At 63.4% G+C, this 22,485-nt stretch carries 22 protein-coding genes; 16 read left to right on the top strand and 6 right to left on the bottom strand.

Features of this window, described 5'->3' with window-relative positions:
• Positions 1–7: 7 nt before the first annotated feature.
• On the top strand, positions 8–379 hold the full coding sequence (hisI, locus tag AC07X9_RS07270) for a phosphoribosyl-AMP cyclohydrolase (RefSeq protein ID WP_026002673.1): 372 nt from the start codon (positions 8–10) through the stop codon (positions 377–379).
• A complete protein-coding gene (locus tag AC07X9_RS07265) occupies positions 366–896 on the top strand; it encodes a hypothetical protein (RefSeq protein WP_017184618.1) in 531 nt (176 codons plus the stop codon). The genes hisI and AC07X9_RS07265 overlap by 14 nt, the downstream gene beginning before the upstream one ends.
• Here the strand turns inward: AC07X9_RS07265 and AC07X9_RS07260 are convergent.
• The 6 genes from AC07X9_RS07260 to AC07X9_RS07235 form a co-directional block, all read right to left on the bottom strand.
• Complete coding sequence (locus tag AC07X9_RS07260; protein ID WP_017184617.1) at positions 890–1,510, bottom strand: YitT family protein; 621 nt, start codon at positions 1,508–1,510, stop codon at positions 890–892. The two genes, AC07X9_RS07265 and AC07X9_RS07260, sit on opposite strands and share 7 nt — an antisense overlap.
• Positions 1,511–1,601: 91 nt before the next feature.
• Positions 1,602–2,741: an aspartyl/asparaginyl beta-hydroxylase domain-containing protein gene (locus AC07X9_RS07255; protein WP_017184616.1), complete on the bottom strand. Its 1,140-nt coding sequence runs from the start codon at positions 2,739–2,741 to the stop codon at positions 1,602–1,604.
• A 40-nt stretch (positions 2,742–2,781) separates the two neighbouring features.
• Entirely contained in the window at positions 2,782–3,978 is a 1,197-nt protein-coding gene (locus AC07X9_RS07250; RefSeq protein WP_420876317.1) for an MFS transporter, read from the bottom strand.
• Between the two features lie 167 nt (positions 3,979–4,145).
• Positions 4,146–4,829 (bottom strand): L,D-transpeptidase family protein, encoded by a 684-nt coding sequence (locus AC07X9_RS07245; RefSeq protein WP_017184614.1) that lies wholly within the window; start codon positions 4,827–4,829, stop codon positions 4,146–4,148.
• A 54-nt stretch (positions 4,830–4,883) separates the two neighbouring features.
• Positions 4,884–7,151 (bottom strand): NADP-dependent malic enzyme, encoded by a 2,268-nt coding sequence (locus AC07X9_RS07240; protein ID WP_017184613.1) that lies wholly within the window; start codon positions 7,149–7,151, stop codon positions 4,884–4,886.
• A gap of 9 nt (positions 7,152–7,160) precedes the next feature.
• Positions 7,161–8,084, bottom strand: a complete 924-nt coding sequence (locus tag AC07X9_RS07235) for a LysR family transcriptional regulator (RefSeq protein ID WP_037515248.1) — start codon at positions 8,082–8,084, stop codon at positions 7,161–7,163.
• A 91-nt stretch (positions 8,085–8,175) separates the two neighbouring features.
• Between AC07X9_RS07235 and AC07X9_RS07230 the strand changes: the two genes are divergently transcribed.
• The 14 genes from AC07X9_RS07230 to nuoI all read left to right on the top strand — a co-directional run bounded on the left by AC07X9_RS07230 (position 8,176) and on the right by nuoI (position 22,455).
• Positions 8,176–10,293, top strand: coding sequence for a malate synthase G (locus AC07X9_RS07230; RefSeq protein ID WP_017184611.1), 2,118 nt, complete (start codon positions 8,176–8,178; stop codon positions 10,291–10,293).
• Positions 10,294–10,343: 50 nt separating this feature from the next.
• Positions 10,344–11,444 carry a L,D-transpeptidase family protein gene (locus tag AC07X9_RS07225; protein ID WP_017184610.1) on the top strand — a complete coding sequence of 367 codons (1,101 nt, stop codon included), beginning with the start codon at positions 10,344–10,346 and terminating at the stop codon, positions 11,442–11,444.
• A 2-nt stretch (positions 11,445–11,446) separates the two neighbouring features.
• Positions 11,447–12,019 carry a M23 family metallopeptidase gene (locus tag AC07X9_RS07220; protein WP_026002670.1) on the top strand — a complete coding sequence of 191 codons (573 nt, stop codon included), beginning with the start codon at positions 11,447–11,449 and terminating at the stop codon, positions 12,017–12,019.
• Positions 12,020–12,122: 103 nt separating this feature from the next.
• On the top strand, positions 12,123–12,686 hold the full coding sequence (gene efp, locus AC07X9_RS07215) for an elongation factor P (protein ID WP_017184608.1): 564 nt from the start codon (positions 12,123–12,125) through the stop codon (positions 12,684–12,686).
• A 98-nt stretch (positions 12,687–12,784) separates the two neighbouring features.
• Positions 12,785–13,597 (top strand): inositol monophosphatase family protein, encoded by an 813-nt coding sequence (locus tag AC07X9_RS07210; protein ID WP_017184607.1) that lies wholly within the window; start codon positions 12,785–12,787, stop codon positions 13,595–13,597.
• 128 nt (positions 13,598–13,725) lie between these two features.
• A complete protein-coding gene (locus AC07X9_RS07205) occupies positions 13,726–14,100 on the top strand; it encodes an NADH-quinone oxidoreductase subunit A (protein ID WP_017184606.1) in 375 nt (124 codons plus the stop codon).
• The gene (locus AC07X9_RS07200) at positions 14,091–14,645 is read left to right on the top strand and encodes a NuoB/complex I 20 kDa subunit family protein (protein WP_026002669.1); all 555 of its coding nucleotides are present in this window, start codon (positions 14,091–14,093) and stop codon (positions 14,643–14,645) included. The genes AC07X9_RS07205 and AC07X9_RS07200 overlap by 10 nt, the downstream gene beginning before the upstream one ends.
• Before the next feature lies 1 nt (position 14,646).
• Positions 14,647–15,450 carry an NADH-quinone oxidoreductase subunit C gene (locus tag AC07X9_RS07195; RefSeq protein ID WP_017184604.1) on the top strand — a complete coding sequence of 268 codons (804 nt, stop codon included), beginning with the start codon at positions 14,647–14,649 and terminating at the stop codon, positions 15,448–15,450.
• Positions 15,451–15,576: 126 nt separating this feature from the next.
• Positions 15,577–16,812 (top strand): NADH-quinone oxidoreductase subunit D, encoded by a 1,236-nt coding sequence (locus AC07X9_RS07190; RefSeq protein WP_017184602.1) that lies wholly within the window; start codon positions 15,577–15,579, stop codon positions 16,810–16,812.
• Positions 16,812–17,480 (top strand): complex I 24 kDa subunit family protein, encoded by a 669-nt coding sequence (locus AC07X9_RS07185; protein ID WP_017184601.1) that lies wholly within the window; start codon positions 16,812–16,814, stop codon positions 17,478–17,480. The genes AC07X9_RS07190 and AC07X9_RS07185 overlap by 1 nt, the downstream gene beginning before the upstream one ends.
• Positions 17,477–18,808 carry an NADH-quinone oxidoreductase subunit NuoF gene (gene nuoF, locus AC07X9_RS07180; RefSeq protein WP_017184600.1) on the top strand — a complete coding sequence of 444 codons (1,332 nt, stop codon included), beginning with the start codon at positions 17,477–17,479 and terminating at the stop codon, positions 18,806–18,808. Before AC07X9_RS07185 ends, nuoF begins: the two co-directional genes overlap by 4 nt.
• Before the next feature lie 2 nt (positions 18,809–18,810).
• Positions 18,811–20,817: an NADH-quinone oxidoreductase subunit NuoG gene (nuoG, locus tag AC07X9_RS07175; protein WP_017184599.1), complete on the top strand. Its 2,007-nt coding sequence runs from the start codon at positions 18,811–18,813 to the stop codon at positions 20,815–20,817.
• Between the two features lie 106 nt (positions 20,818–20,923).
• The gene (gene nuoH / locus AC07X9_RS07170; protein WP_017184598.1) at positions 20,924–21,973 is read left to right on the top strand and encodes an NADH-quinone oxidoreductase subunit NuoH; all 1,050 of its coding nucleotides are present in this window, start codon (positions 20,924–20,926) and stop codon (positions 21,971–21,973) included.
• A complete protein-coding gene (gene nuoI, locus AC07X9_RS07165; RefSeq protein WP_017184597.1) occupies positions 21,970–22,455 on the top strand; it encodes an NADH-quinone oxidoreductase subunit NuoI in 486 nt (161 codons plus the stop codon). The genes nuoH and nuoI overlap by 4 nt, the downstream gene beginning before the upstream one ends.
• The last annotated feature ends 30 nt before the right edge of the window (positions 22,456–22,485 follow it).

Raw genomic sequence — 22,485 nt, 5'->3', positions numbered from 1 at the left:
CCCCGGCATGACCGATGCGCGCGACAAGGGGCTGACCCTCAATCCCAAATTTGACGATCATGGCCTGATCACCGCCGTGGTCACTGACGTGGCGAGCGGCGACGTGCTGATGGTGGCGCATATGAATGCGCAGGCGTTGGCGCTGACGGTCGAGACAGGTCTTGCCCATTTCTGGTCGCGCAGCCGGCAGTCGCTGTGGAAGAAGGGCGAGACGTCCGGGCATATGCTGGCGGTGCGCGACATCCGGATCGATTGCGATCAGGACGCGGTGTGGGTGAAGGCGGTGCCAGCCGGGCCGACTTGCCATACCGGCGCGCGATCCTGTTTCTTCCGCCGCGTCGGGGCGGATGGGCTTATGGCGGTTGATGCGGCGGACTAGCCTGATCCTGTTGTTATTGCTGGCGGCATGCCAGCGTGAACCGGCAAGCGACGCGGGGCCGGTGACGGGCGTTGTTGCCGCGTCGGGGCTAGAGCAGGCGGCGATTGCCAGTGGCGCAATCGCGGATGCGGCGGCGATTTCCCCCGTCGGATTGTTTCAGCGCAACCATGAGGCCGGGCGCGATGCGCTGTGCGTCATTCCCGGCAAGGGCGGCGCGCTGCGGTTCGGGCTGGAGGCCAATTTCGGCGAGGACCAAAGCTGCCGGGGACGGGGGAACGCCCGCCGGACGGGCGACAAGCTGATCCTGAGTTTTGCCGGGGGCGACCGCTGCATCATCGTGGCGCAATATGATGGCGATCAGGTCGCGCTGCCGGGCGTGGTCGACATGGCCTGCGCTGACCTGTGCGAGGGGCGTGGCACGCTGGAGGGGGTGAGCTTTCCGCGGATCGCCAATGATGCGGCCAGCGCGCTGCGCGCGCGCGATCGCGGCGGCGATGCGCTATGCGAGGCTCAATAGCCGATATAGCGTCCGGGGCGGTGGTTGACGATCAGCACCGCATTGATGGCCGCAGCTGACAGGATCGAGAGGGCGAAGCGGTCCACGCTGAGCAAGGGGAGCGAGGCCAACAGGATCAGCGCGTCGCCCAGCATCTGCGTCCGTCCGGCATTCCAGCCCCGGCGCCTTTGCAGCAGCAGGGCGATAACGCCCAGGCCGCCCACGCCTGCGCCATGGCGGGCGACGGCAAGGATGCCAAAGCCGATAATCGAGCCGCCGAACAGCGCGGCAAAAAGCGGGCTGACCTGCGCCAGATGCAGCGCTGACGGCATCATCAACCCCATCGCCATGATCGCCAGATTGGCAAACAGCGTCTTGATGCCGAAGGCGATGCCCATCGCTCGTCCGGCGAAGAGAAAGAAGGGGATGTTTATGAAGAGAAACAGCGTCGCTGGCGGATAGTGGACGAGATAGGAAAGGAGCAGCGCGATCCCCGCCATGCCGCCGGTGACCAGATTGGCGGCCTTGAGCAGCATCAATCCCATCGCGATGAATGCGCAACCGATGACGATGGCATAACCGTCTTCGGCCAGATTATGGGGGCGGGGTGCGAGCGACGCAGAAGCAGGGGGCATGGCATGTCCGTGAGGGGTTATGCCCCAGGCCATCCTCTCCCCCTTACGGATTCATGATAACCGCGCGAGCCCGTGCTGCAAAGCCTTGGTCTTAGCCGCCCGTGTCGATCTCTGCCGGCCCGAACTGGTCGATGGCCTCGAAAAGCCGGGCAAGCGCTTCGCGTTCTTCGGGCAGGATTTCCGGGCGCCAGACTTCGAACAGCAGGACGACGCGGGTTTCAGTGCTGCGGTTCCATGCCTCATGTTCGACGCTGTCGTCGAAGATCAGCATTTCGCCCGTCCGCCAGGCGCGGGTCTCCGCGCCGACGCGCAGCGCGCAGTCGCTGGGGGCGAGCAGCGGCAAGTGGCAGATCAGGCGGGTGTTGAGCAGGCCGTGGTGCGGCTGGATATGCGTGCCGGGCTTGAGCAGCGACCAGAGCGCCATGGGCGAGCGGCCAGCGATGATCGGCCGTGGCGCCAGATCCAGCGCAGCCATGACGGCAGGGCAGCGGGCGGCGTGGTCCGCCACGGGCTTGCCGCTTTGCCAGAAATAATAGGCGCCCCAACTGGGATCGTCGCGCAGCGGGTTGTTGGGGGCGGGGCCGTGCGACGGGGTTTCTACATAGGGCGCAAAATCGGCGGCGCCTGCGCGGACGGCGTTCAACTCCGCCACTATATCATCTGTCATCGCCTCAATTGCGGCGACCCAGTCAAACTCTTCCCGCTCGTAAAAGGCGCGCTGGGGCAGGCCGGGGAAATAGAACATGCTGGGTTGCTGGAGGTAAAGCTGGCTCTTGCCCAGCAGCAGATCGGTCGCCAGCGTGATGCGGGGCAAGGCAGGCAGGTCGCTGATGGCGGCGCTCAGATGGTCCTCGAACCGGGCGCTGGCGTTGTTCATGATCGCCTGCGCCTGAAGCAGCATCGGCTGGAGTTGGGGCGGCGCGCCGGTCGCGGCGGCTTGCGCCACGGCGGCACGGCACCAGCGCGTTGCCTCCCGGTCATCGCCGCGTCGCAGGGCATTCTGTCCCATGGCCAGCAGGGCGGGGAGATCGCGGGGCTGTTCGCGCAATATGCGCCGGAGCGCGGCGGCTTCGCCGTCCCAGTCGCCGGTGCGGTTGCATGCCTGCGCCAGCAGCATGGGTGGCGGGGCGGCCATGTCGTGCAAGGCTGCGCGCGCGACTGCGGCATCCCCGCGTCGCAATGCTGCGATGGCTGCTTCTTGCAGCGCGCTCTCTCTTGCCCGGTCGGTCATGGTCCCGCCTTAAACGGTGGCGGAGCGGCGCGAAAGCGGCTTATTCGCAGGGGACGACCACCAGCCGATCGGTGCGCCGTTCCAGCATGATCGACAGCAGGAAGATGCCTAGTCCGCCCAGCGCCAGCGCAGCTCCGATCCAGCCGGTCGATGTGAGGCCGTAGCCTGCCGCGATCGAAAGGCCGCCAAGCCATGGGCCAAGCGCATTGGCGATGTTGAAGGCGCTGTGGTGCAGCGCGGCCGCCAAGGTCTGCGCATCGCCCGATACGTCCATCAACCGCGCCTGCAATGGTGTGCCAAGGCCGCCGCCTGCGCCGATCAGGAAGATGCTGAGGCAGAGCGTCCAGATATTGCCGGCCATGAAGGGGAAAAGCGCCAGAGCGGCCGCGCTCCACAGGGTGACGCCGATGACGGTGCGCTTGAGCGAGCGGTCCGCGCACCATGCCGCGACGAGATTGCCGATCGTCAGGCCGATGCCGAAAATGGCGAGCACCACCGGCACCCAGGATGGGGAGACATGGGTGATCTCCATCATGGTGGACGCCACATAGGTATAGACGGCGAACAGCCCGCCAAAGCCAATCGCGCCGGTCAACAGAGTGAGCCAGACCTGGGGCCGGGTGAGGGCGCCCAGTTCGCGCGCCGGGCTGGCCTTTGGATCGCCCGCATCGCGCGGGGCGTAGAGCGCCACCAGCGTCATTGTCGCAATGGCGAGCGCCGTCACGACGATAAAGCCGGAGCGCCAGCCCATCGCCTGCCCCATCCAGTTGGCGACGGGTACACCGACAACGGTTGCGACCGTCAGGCCCGACATGACCCGCGCAATCGCCTGCGTGCGCCTTTCGATCGGCACCAGGCTGGCGGCGACCAGTGCGGCGACGCCGAAATAGGCACCATGCGGCACGCCGCTCAGAAAACGGAACACGAGCATCCAGCCATAGCTGGGCGAGAGAGCAGAGAGGCCGTTGCCGATAGCGAACATCGCCATCAGGCCGATCAGTAAGGTTCGGCGCGGCAGGCGCGCGCCAAAAGCAGCGATGACAGGTGCGCCCGCAACCACCCCCAGCGCATAGGCGCTGATCGCATGGCCTGCAGTCGGCGCATCTATGCCCAGGTCATGGGCGAAGAAGGGGAGCAGGCTCATGCTCGCGAACTCGGTCGTGCCGATGGCGAAGGCGCCGACCGACAGCGCAAAAAGGACGAGCGCGGGATGCGCGGTCGGGCGGGAAGTGCCCATGGTCAGCTCCATGCTGCATTGCAATAAAGGATAAGCGCGGCAGATGGGCGCAGTGACAGCGCTGGTCAAGGCCGGTGCCGCGTGAGTTTATTGCAAGTGCGTGGTCATGACGTGCAACTCGGCATGGGGGTGGCTGAATGCATCTGGCCGTGCGGTATTATGTGGGCTTATCCGCCAACCTGCGCCTTGCTCACATCCAGCATCTTGCCGTTGGTGATGACGACCAGATCGCCCAATTTGGTGACGCCGAACAGCTTTTGGGCAAATTCCTTGGGTACCCCGATGCAGCCATGGGTGCCGCGGCCCCATTGGACGTCGCTGCCATGGATGAACACGCCGTCATTGGTCAGGCGCTGTGCGAAGGGCATGGGGGCATTGTCATAGGTGCGCGAATAATAGTCGGCATGTTTGGCCATGATCGGGAATGCGCCCAAGGGGCTGGGCTTGTCGGTGGCGCCGTAGAGAATGACGGCAGCGCCGATTTCGTAACCGGCGCGGAATACGGACAGGGTTTGCGCGCGCAGGTCGACAGTGATGATGACCCGGCCAGCGGCGGGCGCGCCATGTTCGTCCCAGACATAATCGCCATGGCGGAACGGTCCGTCAATCTTGAGCACGCGCTTGACGCGCAGGGCGTCGGGATCGACCGCCATGCCCTGATCGCTGCTGCGCTCGACCGGTTTGGCCGGTGTCGGAGCAGGCGCGGCGGCAGTCGTGGCCGCTGGCGCTGCTTCCTCGGCAGCGGGCCGGTCGATCCAGTTGGTCACCAGCAGGCCGACGCCCGCCAGTCCCGCGCCGATCGCCAGCTTGGGTCCGGCGCTTTTTGCCAGCGCCTTAAGCAATCCAGCCATGTCAATCCTCGCTTGAATCCCGTCGGCGACACCATAGCGCCGAAAAGGTTAAGCTCAGCCTTCGCGCGCGACTTCCGCTGCCGCGATGGCGGTGAGATTGAGTATGCCGCGCGAAGTGACGCCCGGCGTAAGGACGTGGATCGGTTGTTTGAGGCCCATCAGCATCGGCCCGACCGTGGGCGAGCTGGAGGAGGCGGAGAGCGCCGTCAGCGTGATGTTGGCCGCGTCCAGATTGGGCATCACCAGCAGATTGGCCGGACCTTCAAAGCGCGAGTCGGGAATGAGGCGTTCGCGCAACGACTGGCTGAGCGCCGCGTCGGCGTGCATTTCACCATCGACCATCAGTTCGGGCGCGGCTTCGCGGACCAGTTTGAGTGCAGACCGCATCTTGCGCGCGCTGTTGCTGTGCGACGCGCCGAAATTGGAGTGGGACAGTAGGGCCGCGCGCGGGGTCAGGCCGAAATTGAGCAATTCCGCCGCCGCCAGCAACGTCATTTCGGCCACCTGCTGCGGTGTCGGGTCGGGCACCATGTGGGTGTCGGTGATGAACAGCGCGCCTGCGTCCAGAATCAGGCCAGACAACGCATAGACGCGGCTCTGTCCCGGCTCCCGGTCGATGATGCGCAGCACATGCTCGACCTGGCCCCAATATTCGCTGTTGCCCCCGACCAGCGCGGCATCGACACGGCCGGTGCGCAGCAGCATGGCGGCAGTAACGGTCGGACGGCGATAGACATGGCGGACGACTTCGGCGGCCGGCACGCCGCGCCGGGATGCGATGGCGCGATAGGCTTCGACCAGTTCGCCCATGACCAGATGGTCGGTTTCCGGGTCGATCACCTCGACATCGCGGTCCAGTTGAAAGCGCAGGCCAAGATCCGGCAGCTTCTGGTTCAGGATGCGGCGACGCGCGACGATGACCGGACGCACAATCGCTTCGTCCAGCGCGTCCTGAATGGCGCGCAGCACGCGCTCATCCTCTCCTTCGCCATAAGCGATCCGGCGGCCGCCGCCACGGGCGGCCTCGAACACCGGCATCATCAGCTGGCCGGAGCGGGTGTTCTGGCGCGACAGGTTGCGCTTATAGTCTTCGAGATCGATCGGGCGGCGGGCGACGCCGCTGTCCATCGCAGCCTTTGCCACGGCGGGCGCGATCTCCGCGATCAGGCGCGGATCGAAGGGGGTCGGGATGATATAGTCCGGGCCGAATGCCAGCTTCCGGCCGCCATAGGCTTGCGCGACGCTGTCATGCGCGGGCAGGCGCGCAAGGCCGGCAATGGCTTCGGCAGCGGCGGCCTTCATCGCTTCGTTGATCTGGGTCGCACCGACGTCCAGCGCACCCCGGAAGATATAGGGGAAACACAGGACATTGTTGACCTGATTGGGATAATCCGACCGGCCCGTGGCAATGATGGCGTCCGGGCGCACTTCGCGCGCGGCTTCGGGCCGGATTTCCGGTTCGGGGTTGGCGAGCGCGAAGATCAGCGGATTGGGGGCCATCAGCGGCAACCATTCAGGTTTTAGCACGCCGGGCGCGGAAAGACCTAGGAACAGATTGGCGCCGGGCAGCACGTCGGGCAGGGAGCGGGCGTTGGTGACGCGGGCGTAGCGCGCCATGTTGGGGAGCATCCCTTCGCGCCCCGCATGGATGACACCGTCCTTGTCGGTCATGGTGACGTTATCGACCGGCAGGCCCATCGACACGAGCAAGTCGACGCAGGCAAGCGCAGCGGCACCCGCGCCGGACGTCACCAGCCTGGCATCGGCCAGCGTCTTGCCCTGCAAGACGAGCGCATTGCGCACGGCGGCGGCGACGACGATGGCTGTGCCATGCTGGTCATCGTGAAAGACCGGAATGTTCATCCGTTCCTTCAGCCGCGCCTCGATCGCGAAACATTCAGGCGCCTTGATATCTTCCAGATTGATGCCGCCGAAGGTCGGCTCCATCAGCGCGACGGCTTCGACGAACTTGTCGGCGTCAGTCGTATCGATTTCGATGTCGAATACGTCGATGTCAGCGAATTTCTTAAAGAGGACCGCCTTGCCCTCCATCACCGGCTTCGATGCCAGCGCACCAATTGCGCCGAGGCCAAGGACAGCGGTGCCGTTGCTGATGACCGCGACTAGATTGCCCCTCGCGGTGTAATCGAGCGCCTTGTCGGGATCGTCCGCGATTTCCATGCAGGGCGCGGCAACGCCGGGAGAATAAGCCAGCGCCAGATCGCGCTGGTTGACCATTCGCTTGGTCGGTTCGATGCGGAGTTTCCCCGGTCGGGGAAAGCGGTGATAGTCAAGGGCGGCGCGGCGTGTGTTGTCGTCCATGAAATGCCCTTAGAGCGGCTGCGCGTCAGGAGCAATGGCCGTGCGCTCCCAAGGTGGAGTTGGCGCATAGAGATTGGTCAGAAAATCGACGAAGCTGGTGATTGCGAGCGGCGGATTTTGCTGCGGCAATTGCACCGCGAACAGGCCGACATCCGAAGAACCTTCAAAGTCGGGCAAAATCTGTCGCACGTCGCCGCGCGCCAAAGCGTCGCTAATGTCCCACAAGGATCGCAGTGCGATGCCGCCACCAGCGAGCGCGATTTCGCGGACGACTTCGCTGCTATTGGTACGGACGTGGCTGCGGCCCTCTATCGTCACCGGACCTTTTGGCCCGACCAGCCGCCAGGGCATCTGCCCGTCGGCGGCGAGCAGGCGATGGGCCTTTAGGTCCGCTATCCGCCGGGGCGTGTCGAACCGGTCGAGATAAGCGGGCGCAGCGCACAGGATGCGGCGATTGGTGGCAAGCCGCCGGGCGGCAAGGGTTGGGCCGGGATCGGCAGTGATGCGGATGGCGAGATCTGCGCGCGCCTCGATCAGGTCGGCGAAATCGTCGGACAGGTTGAGGGTCAGGTCGACACGGGGATGATCGTCGAGAAAGCGGGGAAGCCAGGGCGCGAGATGAAGGCGACCAAAGGATGTGGGCGCGGTGATGCGGAGCGGTCCGGCAGCAACGGCCGAGACGCCCGACACGCGCCGTTCAGCCTCGTCAAGCGCCGCCAATATGGCGCGCAGGTCGGTATGGAGCCGCTCCCCCGCCGGGGTGAGCGCCAAACGTCGGGTGGTGCGATGGATCAGCCGCGCGCCAAGCCGCTCCTCCAGCCGGGCGAGGCGCTTGGACATCATGGCAGGCGATATATGCAGGCGGCGGCCCGCTGCAGCCAGGCCGCCTTCGTCCACGATGGTCGTGAACAGTTCATGGTCCGGGTCCATCATATTCATTCACCATGGGAAATACTGTGTTCGTATAATAGTGAATATACGACATAATCGAAAAGGTCTATGGATCCGTCAACCAAGGAGTGGAATGATGACCGAACGCATGATCGACCGGGCTGGCCTTCAGGTCGCAGCATCGCTCGCCGCCTTTATCGATGACCAGGCGCTGCCCGGCACCGGGATCGAGCCTGAAGCCTTCTGGGCCGGAACAGCGGACATTTTTGCCCGGTTTGCGCCCGATAATGTCGCTTTGCTGCGCAGGCGCGACACGATGCAGGCCCAGATCGACAGCTGGCACGAACAGCGCGCCGGGCAGCCGCATGACGCCGCCGCCTATCAGGCGTTCCTGCGCGAAATCGGCTATCTGGTCGCAGAGCCTGCACCCTTCACCATCGGCAGCGAGAATGTCGATGATGAGGTCGCGCGGCTCGCCGGGCCGCAGCTGGTCGTTCCCATCCTCAATGCGCGTTTCTTGCTGAATGCGGCCAATGCGCGCTGGGGCAGCCTTTACGATGCGCTCTATGGCACCGACGCGATCCCCGGATCGGCTGCGGGCAAGGGCTATGACGCTGCGCGCGGGGCGCAGGTCATCGCCTGGGCCAAGGCGTTTCTGGACGATGCGGTCCCGCTGGCCAATGGGCGCTGGGCGGATCTGACCAGTGACGAGATCATCCTTGCCCATCCGGCGCAATATCTGGGGCAGAGCGCGAAGGGCCGTCTGTTCCGCCATAACGGCCTGCATATCGAGGTTGTTTTCGATCGCGACCATCCGATCGGCGCGACCGATCCCGCTGGCATATCCGACGTCATCCTTGAATCGGCGCTGACCGCGATCTGCGATCTGGAGGATTCGGTCGCGGCGGTTGATGCGGAGGACAAGGTTGCGGCCTATGCCAACTGGCTGGGACTGATGAGGGGCGACCTGACCGAGACGTTCGAAAAGGGCGGCGCGATGATGACCCGCGCGCTCAATCCCGACCGCGCCTATAGCGCGCCCGATGGCAGCCGCTTCACCCTGCCGGGCCGCAGCCTGTTGTTCGTCCGCAATGTCGGTCACCTGATGACCACGCCTGCCATCCTGTTGCCCAATGGCAAGGAAGCACCCGAAGGCATATTGGACGGCATCGTCACCAGCCTGATTGCGCTGCATGACTTGCAGCGGGACGGCGGCAACAGCCGGGCGGGTAGCGTCTATATCGTCAAGCCCAAGATGCACGGGCCGGAGGAAGCGGCCTTCACCAACCGCCTGTTCGACGCGATCGAGGATATGCTGGGCATGGCACGCCATACGCTGAAAGTCGGCGTCATGGATGAGGAACGGCGCACCTCGGCCAATCTGGCCGCCTGTATCCATGCCGTTCGCGACCGGATCGTTTTCATCAACACCGGCTTCCTCGACCGCACCGGGGACGAGATGCACACGTCGATGCAGGCCGGGCCGATGATCCGCAAGGGCGAGATGAAGAGCAGCGACTGGATCGCGGCCTATGAGGATCGCAACGTCCAGATCGGCCTTGCCTGCGGGCTGTCGGGCCGGGCGCAGATCGGCAAGGGGATGTGGGCCGCGCCCGACCGCATGGCCGACATGCTGGAGCAGAAGGCCGGGCACCCCAAAACCGGGGCAAATACGGCCTGGGTGCCTTCGCCCACCGCCGCGACCCTGCATGCGACCCATTATCACCGGATCGACGTTTTTGCCCGGCAGGAGGAGCGCAAGGCAGAGGGCATTGCTTCGCTCGACCGGCTGCTGGCCATTCCGGTCGCTAACGGGCGCAACTGGTCCGAGGAAGAAATTGCCGAGGAACTGGACAATAATGCGCAGGGCATGCTGGGCTATGTCGTCCGCTGGATCGATCAGGGGGTCGGTTGTTCGAAGGTTCCTGACATTCACGACATCGGCCTGATGGAGGATCGGGCGACGCTGCGTATTTCATCGCAGCATATGGCCAACTGGCTGCTGCATCGCGTCTGCACGGCGGAGCAGGTCGATGCGGCGCTCTCGCGGATGGCGGCGAAGGTCGATGCGCAAAATGCAGGCGATCCGCTCTATCAGCCGATGAGCGGTCGGGAAGCGGAGAGCCTGGCCTTTCAGGCTGCGCGGGCGCTGGTGTTTGAAGGCGTCGAACAGCCCAACGGCTATACCGAGCCGCTGCTTCATGCCTGGCGGGCGCGGGCCAAGGCGCAGGCGGCGCTCGAACCGGCATAAGCCATTGCCACAAGCAGCCTTTTGACAGGTTTGGGCGTTCTCTCCTCATTATGTGGGAGAGGATCATCTTGAAACAGTCTCTGCTTGTGGTGGCCCTGTGCTGTTCGGCGTGCAACCTGTCGGTGACGGAGGCGAATGACAGCGCCCCCGCGCCGCAGGGGGAAGAACGCAGCGCAACGCAGGCTGCGGTCGATCCCTACGCCTTTGTCGTGCAGCCTGAACCGGCTGGTGTGCCGCCGCGCGTGGATTCGATCCTGCAGGCGCAGGTCGCGCTCGATCGGGCGGGCTTTTCGCCCGGCGTGCTGGATGGCAAGGAGGGCATGTCCTTCACCAAGGCGCTCACCGGCTTTCAGCAGGCGCGCGGGCTGACTCCCAATGGCAAATATGATGAGGCGACGGCGAAAGTCCTGCTGGGCGATGCGCCGCCACCCGCCACATGGATCGTGCAGGTGCCGGAGGGTTTTGCGCGCGGGCCTTTTGCCGAAATTCCCAAGGGGCTGAACGAACAGGCGAAGCTGCCTGCCTTGTCCTATCGCAATCTGCTGGAGAAGCTGGCGGAGCGGTTTCACACAACGCCGGAGGCGCTGGTGGCGCTGAACCAGCCGGGTACGCGGGTAGGGGCGGGGGCCAACATCCGGGTGCCGGCAATCGCCAACCAGCCTATCGCCACGATCGAGGGCGATGCGCGCGGCTGGGGCGAGACGCTGGCGAGCCTGGCGGTCGCCAAGGACCAGCCCAAGGCCGATCATATCGTTGTCGACAAGTCCGAAGGGCTGCTCAAAGTCTATGACGCTGAAAACCGGCTGATCGCGCAATTTCCAGCGACCACCGGGTCACAGCATGATCCCTTGCCGATCGGCGACTGGACGGTGAAGGGCGTCAGCCGCAATCCCGATTTCCATTATAATCCGGACCTGTTCTGGGATGCGTCGGCCAAGGATGAGAAGGCGGTGCTGAAGCCCGGTCCCAATGGTCCGGTCGGTGTGGTCTGGATCGACCTGTCCAAGGATCATTATGGCATTCATGGCACGCCGGAGCCGCAGAATATCGGCTGGACCCAAAGCCATGGCTGCATCCGCCTGACCAATTGGGATGCAGCGCGGCTGGCGCAGATGGTGCAAAGTGGCATGAAGGCGGTGTTCCAGCCGTGAAATTGCGGGCGCGACGGTGGGGCTGGGTGGCAGTCGTGCTGCTGGCCTGCGTCGCCTTTGCGCATTTTTGCGTACGCATCGTTCCTGCCGATGCGCCCGCTGGCGATCCGGCGCCTGTTCAAGAGACTGCGGACCGTGGCGGAGCGTTGATCGTGCCGGTTGCGGGCATCTCGCCTGCCGCATTGACCGATACTTTCACGCAGGCGCGGGCAAGTGGAGCGCGACGACATGACGCGATCGACATCATGGCGCCACGCGGCAGCCCGGTCATCGCGGTGGCGGATGGAAGGATCGAAAAGATATTCTGGAGCGAGGCGGGCGGGCGGACGCTCTATCTGCGCTCGCCCGACCGGCGCACTCTCTATTATTACGCCCATCTGGACAGCTATGCGCCCGGCGTGCGCGAAGGACAGACGGTGCGCCGGGGGCAGTGGATCGCGCGCGTGGGGAGCAGCGGCAATGCCGATCCGGCGGGGCCGCATCTCCACTTCGCGGTCCACATAATGACGCCGGACGAGCCGTGGCATGGCGGGCGTCCGGTCAATCCCTATCCGCTGTTGACCCGCGCCCGATGACGCCCCTCTTGCCCTGAGGCCCGTCTGTCTGTATTGGCCCGCCCAGCCTTTTTTGATGAAGGCGCGGCTCTTTTCACCACAGACATATAGGCAGGCTCTTCCCATGAAGATCAGCGGCGTGGACATTCGTCCCGGCAACAATATCGAATATGAAGGCGGCCTGTGGCGCGCTGTCAAGATTCAGCACACCCAGCCCGGCAAGGGCGGCGCCTATATGCAGGTCGAACTGAAAAACCTGATCGACGGTCGCAAGAATAACGTCCGCTTCCGCTCCGCCGAAAGCGTCGAGCGCATCCGGCTCGACACCAAGGATTTCCAGTATCTCTACGCTGAAGGCGACATGCTCGTTTTCATGGATCAGGAAAGCTATGAGCAGATCAACCTGCCGCAGGAATTGCTGGGCGATGCCGCCGACTTCCTGCAGGACGGCATGGAAGTGACGCTGGAAATGTATGAGGAGCGGCCGATTTCGGTGCAGCTGCCCGACACGATCGAAGCGACCGTGGTGGAAGCCGACGCCGTGGTGAAGGGGCAGACCGCCTCTGCCAGCTACAAGCCCGCAATTCTGGACAATGGCGTGCGCGTCATGGTGCCGCCGCACATCGTCAGCGGCACGCGTATCGTGGTCGATGTCTATGCCCGCGAATATGTGAAGCGCGCGGACTGACTCGCGCTTGAAGCCAAGGGGAGGGTGGGTCGCGTCCTCTCCATCACATACCCTCCCCCCGACCCCTTCCGCCAGCGGGAGGGGAGAAAGACATAAAAATGGTCAGCCATTCAGGCCTTCTCACCGTCATGGAACGCGCCGCGCGCAAGGCCGGCTCCAAGCTGCGCCGCGACTTTGGCGAGGTCGAGCATCTTCAGGTGTCGCGCAAGGGGCCTGCCGATTTCGTGTCCAAGGCGGACAAGCAATGCGAAAAGACGCTGGTCGAAGAGTTGCAGAAGGCACGGCCCGACTGGGGTTTCCTGCTGGAGGAAGGCGGGGTGATCGAGGGCGATCCGACCAAGCCGCGCTGGATCATCGATCCGCTCGATGGCACCACCAATTTCCTGCACGGCATTCCGCATTTCGCCATCTCGATCGCGGTCGAGGAGCCGCTTTATGGCGGCAAGCGCGACATTACGACGGGTCTGGTCTATCAGCCGGTTTCCGATGAAAGCTATTGGGCGGAAAAGAGCCGTGGCGCGTGGCGGCATGACCAGCGGTTGCGCGTGTCGGCGCGGCGCGACATGGGCGAATGCCTGATCGCGACCGGCATACCGTTCATGGGGCATGGCGACTTTGCGCAATGGACCCGCATTTTCGGCGCGGTCGCGCCGTCGGTCGCGGGGATTCGCCGCTTTGGCGCGGCGTCGCTGGATCTCGCCCATGTGGCGTCCGGCCGGTATGACGGCTTCTGGGAAAGCGGCCTGCAACCCTGGGACGTGGCGGCTGGCATATTGCTGGTGCGAGAGGCAGGCGGTTTCGTGTCCGACTTCCGGGGTGGCGATCAGGCGATCGAGCGCAAGGAAGTGATTGCGGGCAATGACGCGATCCACAGCAAATTGCACAAGCTGGTCGCCAACGCCCTGCGCTAAAGGGCATCTAGGCCAAGCGGTTCAGCCACTTGGCCTTTTTGCGATTCATTCTCAGTCCTTAGGCCCCTTGCTTCGCATATGCAGCAGGCCTAAAGCGCCCCCACAACCTTTTCGCCCAGGGGATAACGTTGGTCGATCTTGCCCAATATCTGCCGATCCTGATCTTTCTTGGGGTCGCGCTGCTGCTCTCCAGCGCATTCGTCTTTCTGCCGATGCTGGTGGGCCGCCTGACCGGCGCGCACAAGCCGAACCCGGCCAAGCTCAGCGAATATGAATGCGGCTTTCCCGCGTTCGAGGAACCGCGCAGCCAGTTTGACGTCCGCTTCTATCTGGTGGCGATCCTCTTCATCATCTTCGATCTTGAAGCGGCGTTCCTGTTTCCCTGGTCGGTAAGCCTGGACCAGATCGGCTGGGCCGGCTGGGCGACGATGATGATTTTCATAGCGGAGCTGGTGCTCGGCCTCGTCTATGCGTGGAAGAAGGGAGCGCTCGATTGGGAGTAGAACTCTATAGCCCGGCGCCCGGCACCTTGCCGCCCGTCGGGACTCAGCCCGATCAGGACTTCTTCAATTCGCTCAACAGCGAAGTGAATGACAAGGGCTTCCTGGTCACATCGACCGAAGATCTGTTTACCTGGGCGCGTACCGGGTCGCTGTGGTGGATGACCTTTGGCCTCGCCTGCTGCGCGGTCGAGATGATTCACGTCAACATGCCGCGCTACGATATGGAGCGCTTCGGGGCCGCGCCGCGTGCGTCACCGCGCCAGAGCGATGTGATGATCGTCGCGGGCACGCTGTGCAACAAGATGGCTCCAGCGTTGCGCAAGGTTTACGACCAGATGTCTGAACCGAAATATGTGATTTCCATGGGCTCCTGCGCCAATGGCGGTGGCTATTATCATTATAGCTATTCGGTAGTGCGTGGTTGCGACCGGATCGTGCCGGTCGACATCTATGTGCCGGGTTGCCCGCCGACTGCCGAAGCGCTGCTCTATGGCGTGATGCAGTTGCAGCGCAAAATCCGCAGGATCGGGACGATTGAGCGTTAAGATGGGTCATTCCGCACCGAAAATCGCGACCATCGAAGGGATCGTGCAGGAAATCGAGGCGATCCTCGGTTCGATGCTGATCGAGACGGTCGACCATGCCGACGAACTGGGCTTCATCGTGCAGCGCGAAGCGCTGTCGCAGGCGATGACGTTGCTGCGTGACCGCGCGCAATATCAGCAGCTGATGGAGATTGCCGGGGTCGATTATCCCGATCGCCCCGAACGGTTCGAAGTCGCCTATCACCTGCTGAGCGTGACGCGGAACCACCGCATCCGCGTGAAGGTGTCGACGGATGAGGACAAGCCGGTGCCGACCGTCACGCATATCTGGCCGGTCGCGGGCTGGCTGGAGCGCGAAGTGTTCGACATGTATGGCGTGGTGTTCGAGGGCAATACCGACCTGCGTCGCATCCTGACGGACTATGGTTTCAAGGGGCATCCCCAACGCAAGGACTTCCCGCTGACCGGCTATGTCGAACTGCGCTATTCCGAAGAGGATAAGCGCGTCGTCTATGAGCCGGTGAAGCTGGCGCAGGATTTCCGCAGCTTCGACTTCATGTCGCCCTGGGAAGGCGCGGAATATATTCTGCCGGGCGACGAGAAGGCGAAGGGCGAAGCGCCCGGCGCGCCGACGCCAACTCCCCCGCCGACGTCCACGCCCAAGACGACCGAAAAGAAGGCCGACACGGGCGCTGGCGAAGCGGCGAACAAGGCGGCGAAGGCCAAGTCGGAGGAAGCGCCGGCCAAGCCAGCCGCGCAGACCGATGAAGGCAAGGGCGCCGCCAAGCCGGAGGACAAGGCATGAGTGTCAACCAACCTCCGTTCGCCCTGAGCTTGTCGAAGGGGTCGGCTGAGCTTGTCGAAGCCCCTTCACTTCGTTCAGGCGAGGGCTTCGACTTCGCTCAGCCCGAACGGATTATGGAGGCGGATCATGGCTGATTATCTGGAAAAGCTGGACCACCATACCGACGCCGCCGATCCGGCCTATGGCGACACGGAAATCCAGAATTACACGATCAATTTCGGTCCCCAGCATCCCGCGGCGCACGGCGTTCTCCGCCTCGTCATGGAACTGGAAGGCGAAATCGTAGAACGCTGCGATCCCCATGTCGGCCTGCTGCATCGCGGCACCGAGAAGCTGATCGAATATAAGACCTATTTGCAGGCTTTGCCCTATTTCGACCGGCTCGATTATTGTTCGCCGCTGGGCATGGAGCATAGCTATGTCCTGGCGGTCGAGAAGCTGCTGAACCTGGAAGTGCCGCTGCGCGCGCAATATCTGCGCGTGTTCTTCGCGGAACTGACGCGCATCTGCAATCATATGCTCAACCTGGGTTCGCACGTCATGGACGTGGGTGCGATGACGCCCAACCTGTGGTTGTTCGAAATTCGCGAGGATTGCCTCAACTTTTTCGAACGGGCGTCGGGCGCGCGCATGCACAGCGCTTACTTCCGTCCGGGCGGTGTGCATCAGGATGTGCCGCTGAAGCTCTTGACCGACATTGCCGACTGGCTCGACACGCGCCTGCCGCGTCTGTTCGAAGATGCGATCAGCCTTGTCGCGGACAACCGCATCTTCAAGCAGCGCAATGTCGACATCGCCGTGGTCAGCAAGGAAGACGCGCTGAAATGGGGCTTCTCCGGTCCCATGATCCGTGGCTCCGGCATTCCCTGGGACATCCGCAAGTCGCAGCCCTATGACGTCTATGACCGCATGGACTTCGACGTGCCGGTCGGCACCAATTATGACTGCTATGATCGGTTCATGGTGCGTGTCGAGGAAGTCCGCCAGTCGGCGCGGATCATGAAGCAGTGCCTCAATGAGATGCCCGAAGGGCCGATCGCCAGCTTCGATCGCAAGGTTGTGCCGCCCAAGCGCGGCGAGATGAAGCGGTCGATGGAAGCGCTGATCCACCACTTCAAACTTTATACCGAAGGCTTCCATGTGCCCGCCGGTGAAGTCTATGTGGCGACCGAAAGCCCCAAGGGCGAATTCGGCGTCTATCTGGTCGCGGACGGCTCCAACAAGCCCTATCGCTGCAAGATCCGCCCAACCGCCTTCTCGCATTTGCAGGCGATGGACTTCATGATGAAAGGCCACATGCTGGCCGACACAACCGCTGTGCTGGGTGCGATGGACATCGTGTTCGGAGAATGTGACCGATAATGGCTGACGCACCTCATATCCCCGATGAAGCCGAAACCCGCGCGCGCTGGGGCGCGTTTGCGTGGACGGCGGAGAATGCCGCGCAGGCGGAGAAGATTATCGCCCGCTATCCGGCCGGTCGCCAGCAATCCGCTGTCATGCCGTTGCTCGATCTGGCGCAGCGGCAGGTGGGGGCGGAAACGCAGACCCAGGGCTGGCTGCCCGTGCCGGTGATGGAATATATCGGGCGTCAGCTCGATATGCCCTATATGCGCGTCTATGAGGTCGCGACCTTCTACACCATGTATAACCTGGCGCCGGTTGGCCGCTATCATGTGCAGGTGTGCGGCACGACGCCCTGCATGCTGCGCGGCTCCGACGATGTGTTTGCGGCCTGCAAGAACAAGGGTCTGGTCAAGGGCGCGACGACGCCCGACGGCCTGTTCACGCTGACCGAAGTCGAGTGTCTTGGCGCGTGCGCCAATGCGCCGATGGTGCAGATCAACGACGATAATTACGAAGACCTGACCTATGACAGCATGAGCGCCGTGTTGGAGACGCTTAGCGCGGGCGGCCAACCCAAGATCGGGCCGCAGATCGATCGCCAGACCAGCGCGCCGGAGGGTGGCCCGACCACGCTCAAGGAGATGGTGTCCGAAAATCACGATTATCGGGGGGATTGGGCATGACCGACGCACCTGCCGCACCGGCCCCGTTTGTCGGCCCGCTCGCCGACAGCGATCGCATTTTTACCAACGTCCATGGTTTTCAGGACTGGGGTATCGACGCCGCGATGAAGCGTGGCGATTGGGACAATACCAAGGCGCTGCTGGCGCTGGGCCAGGACGCGATCATCGACATCATCAAGGCGTCGAACCTGCGCGGCCGTGGCGGCGCGGGCTTCCCGACCGGCATGAAGTGGAGCTTCATGCCCAAGGAAAGCAAGGATGGCCGTCCGAGCTTCCTGGTGATCAACGCCGACGAATCCGAGCCGGGTTCGTGCAAGGATCGCGAGATCATCCGCCACGATCCGCACAAGCTGATCGAGGGCGCGCTGGTCGCGGGTTTCGCGATGCGCGCGCGGGCTGCCTATATCTATATTCGCGGCGAGTTCATCTACGAAGCCAAGGTGCTGTTCGCGGCGGTCGAGCAGGCCTATGCCAAGGGGTTCCTGGGCAAGAATGCCTGCGGGTCGGGTTATGATTTCGACGTGTTCGTCCATCGCGGCGCGGGCGCCTATATCTGCGGCGAGGAAACCGCGCAGATCGAAAGCCTGGAAGGCAAGAAGGGCCAGCCGCGCCTGAAACCGCCTTTCCCGGCGGGCGCTGGCCTCTATGGCTGTCCGACCACGGTCAACAATGTCGAAAGCATCGCGGTCAGCCCGACGATCCTGCGGCGTGGCGCGTCCTGGTTCAACCGCTTCGGTCGCGAAGGCAATCGCGGCACCAAGCTGTTCCAGATCAGCGGCCATGTGAACAAGCCCTGCGTCGTCGAGGAATCGATGTCGATCCCGTTCCGCGAACTGATCGATCGCCATTGCGGCGGCATCCGGGGCGGCTGGGACAATCTGTTGGCGGTCATTCCGGGCGGTTCGTCGGTCCCGCTGGTCCCTGCGAAGGAGATCATGGACGCACCGATGGATTTTGACGGGCTGAAGGCGCTCGGCTCCGGCCTTGGCACCGCCGCCGTCATCGTCATGGACAAGTCCACCGACATCGTGCGGGCCATCAGCCGCCTCAGCTATTTCTACAAGCATGAAAGCTGCGGCCAGTGCACGCCATGCCGCGAAGGCACGGGCTGGATGTGGCGCGTAATGGAACGGCTGCGCACCGGCGACGCCGACCTGTCCGAAATCGATATGCTGCATCAGGTGACCAAGCAGGTCGAAGGCCACACTATCTGCGCGCTCGGCGACGCGGCGGCCTGGCCGATCCAGGGGCTGATCCGGCATTTCCGGCCCGAAATCGAACGCCGCATCAACGAGCGTGGCACGCCTGTGATGGAGGCAGCGGAGTAATCATGCCTAAGGTCAAAGTTGACGGCGTAGAATTGGACGTCCCGGCGGGCGCGACTGTCTTGCAGGCGTGTGAGCTGGCGGGGAAGGAAATTCCGCGCTTCTGCTATCATGAACGGCTGTCCATTGCGGGCAATTGCCGCATGTGCCTGGTCGAGGTGAAGCCCGGACCGCCTAAGCCGCAGGCATCGTGTGCGCTGCCCGCTGCCGAGGGTCAGGAGATTCGCACCGACAGCGAAATGGTCAAGAAGGCGCGCGAAGGGGTGATGGAGTTCCTGCTCATCAACCATCCGCTCGACTGTCCGATTTGCGACCAGGGCGGCGAATGCGATTTGCAGGATCAGTCGGTCGCCTATGGCCGCGGTGCGTCGCGCTATGACGAAAACAAGCGCGCGGTGACCGAGAAATATATGGGTCCAATCGTCAAGACCGTCATGACCCGCTGCATCCAGTGCACCCGTTGCGTGCGCTTTGCCGAGGAAGTCGCGGGCGTGCCGGAAATCGGTGCCATCTATCGCGGCGAAAATATGCAGATCACCACCTATCTGGAACATGCCGCCAAGAGCGAGCTGTCCGGCAATGTGGTGGACCTGTGCCCGGTCGGCGCGCTGACCGCCAAGCCCTATGCATTCGAAGCGCGGCCATGGGAGCTGAAAAAGACCCATGCGATCGACGTGATGGATGCCGTTGGCACCAACATCCGTCTCGACAGCCGGGGCCGTCAGGTGCTGCGCGCCGTGCCGCGCATCAATGACGATGTGAATGAGGAATGGGCCAGCGACAAGACGCGGCACAATGTCGATGGTCTGGTGCGCAAGCGGCTCGACAAGCCTTATGTCCGCAAGGACGGCAAGCTGGTCCCGGCGACCTGGGCGGAGGCTTTTGCGGCGATCGCGGCGGTCCAGCATGGCGGCAGCGTCGCGGCGGTCGCGGGCGACCTGCTTGACTGCGAGACAATGTTCGCGGGCAAGGCGCTGGTCGAGAAGCTGGGCGGGACGATGCTCGAAGGGCGTCAGACCGGCCTCGCCTATGACGTGTCGAGCCTGTCGTCGGTCGTGTTCAACACGCCGCTGGCGGAACTGGAAACTGCGGACGTCATCCTGCTGGTCGGCACCAATCTGCGCTGGGAAGCGCCGCTGGTGAACACGCGGCTGCGCAAGGCGATCAAGAAGGGTGCCAAGGTTTTCGGCATCGGGCCTGAGTTCGATCTGACCTACAAGGTCGAGTGGCTGGGCAATGATGCGTCGCTGCTCGCCAAGCTGCCGGAAGCGGTGGTCGAGGCATTCGGCAAGGCAGCGCGGCCCGCGATGATCGTGGGCGGCGGCGTGCTGGCCAAGGATGGCGCGCATGGTGACACGCTGGCGCTGGTCGAGACGCTGGGCCTGATCAAGGACGGCTGGAACGGCTATAACGTCCTGCATTTCGCGGCTGCGCGCATGGGCGGGCTGATGCTCGGCTATGCGACGGCTGGCGGGATCAAGGCAGTGGCGGCTGCCAGGCCCAAGCTGCTTTTCTCGCTGGGCGCGGACGAGGTGGATTATGCCGCCTTCGAGGGCAGCTTCAAAGTCTATGTCGGCCACCATGGCGACAAGGGCGCGCATGCGGCGGACGTGATCCTGCCGGGCGCAAGCTATGCCGAAAAGGCGGGCACCTATGTCAATCTGGAAGGCCGGGTGCAGCGGGGCGAAAAGGCTGTGTTCGCACCGGGTGACGCCCGTGAGGACTGGTCGATCCTGCGCGCCCTGTCGGACGTCATGGGTGCAACGCTGCCGTTCGACAGCTTCGAACAGTTGCGCGCCGAGATGGTCAAGGCCGTGCCTGCTCTGGGTATCGAGGGACTGGCCGATTATGGCTGGTCGATCCCCAAGCTGCCGACCGGCGCGACTGGCGAACTGGCTTCGCCGATCAAGGATTTCTACCTGACCAACGCCATCTGCCGCGCCAGCCCGACGATGCAGCAATGCTCGGCCGAACTGGTCCATGGGGTTGAATTTGCGGAGGCGGCGGAATGACGCACCTCATCCGTGTTCCCGCGCAGGCGGGAACCCAGTCCCAGGGTCTGAACTGGAATCCCGCCTGCGCGGGAACACGTCGCTCTGTTAACGCCGGGGGCGCGAAGTGACCGCTTTCTTCCAAAATCTGGGCCTGCCGTTTGAAGGCGCCTGGTTCCTGTCGACCATCATCGGCATCCTCGTGATTGCCCTGCCGCTGATGCTGGCGGTGGCGATGATCATCTATGCCGATCGCAAGATCTGGGCGGCGATGGCGCTGCGGCGCGGGCCGAACGTGGTTGGCCCCTTCGGCCTGCTCCAGTCCTTTGCGGACGGGGCCAAGGTGTTCCTGCAGGAAACGATCATCCCGTCGGCGGCGAACAAGGCGCTGTTCATCATTGCGCCGATCATCACCTTCACGGTCGCGCTGCTCGCCTGGGCAGTGGTGCCGTTCGATGTTGGCGTCGTGTTGGCGGACATCAATGTCGGCCTGCTCTACATTCTCGCGATTTCGTCTCTTGGCGTCTATGGCATCGTGCTGGCGGGCTGGGCGTCCAACTCGAAATATCCCTTCTATTCCGCGATCCGCGCCAGCGCGCAGATGATCAGCTATGAAGTCTCGATCGGCTTCATCCTGATCAGCGTTGTGCTGTGGGCCGGCAGCTTCAACCTGACCGCGATCGTGGAAAGCCAGAAGGGCTATTACGGTTTCCTCAACGGCAACGGATTCAACCCGCTGCTTTTCCCGATGGCGATCATGTTCCTGATCTCCGCCATGGCCGAAACCGCACGCGCGCCGTTCGACCTGACCGAAGCGGAAAGCGAACTGGTCGCGGGTTACCAGACCGAATATTCGTCCATGGCCTTCGCGCTCTACTGGCTGGGCGAATATGCCAACGTTATCCTGATGTGTGCTTTGAATGCGATCCTGTTCTGGGGCGGTTACTTGCCGCCGCTCGACTGGGCGCCGCTCTACATGGTGCCGGGTATCATCTGGCTGTTCGCCAAGATCCTCTTCTTCTTCTTCGTCTTTTCCTGGGTAAAGGCGACGGTGCCCCGCTACCGTTATGACCAGCTGATGCGGCTGGGCTGGAAAATCTTCCTGCCAACCTCGCTCTTCTTCGTCTTTCTGGTGTCGGGCTTCCTCATGCTGACGCGCTATGGAGGCGCACAATGAGCCTCGGATATTACGTCAAGTCTTTCACCCTCTGGGAGTTTGTGAAGGCGCACTGGCTGACCTTGAAATATTTTTTCAAGCCCAAGGCGACGATCAACTATCCCTATGAGAAGAACCCGATTTCGCCGCGGTTCCGGGGCGAACATGCGTTGCGTCGCTACCCCAACGGCGAAGAGCGCTGCATCGCGTGCAAGCTGTGCGAGGCGGTGTGTCCGGCGCAGGCGATCACCATCGAGGCGCAGCCGCGCGAGGATGGCAGCCGCCGCACGACGCGCTACGACATCGACATGACCAAATGCATCTATTGCGGTTTCTGCCAGGAAGCCTGCCCTGTGGATGCGGTCGTGGAAGGGCCGAACTTCGAATTCGCGACCGAAACGCGCGAGGAGCTGATCTACGACAAGGCCAAGCTTCTTGAAAATGGTGACAAGTGGGAACGCGCGATCGCCGCGAACCTTGCCGCCGATGCGCCTTATCGGTAATGCGCGCCGTGTCTAACTCAAACCCGTTCG

This window comes from Sphingobium sp. GW456-12-10-14-TSB1 (assembly GCF_059424385.1).
The sequence above is the reverse complement of the archived record's forward strand: the minus strand, read 5'-3'. Positions and strand labels throughout refer to the sequence as shown.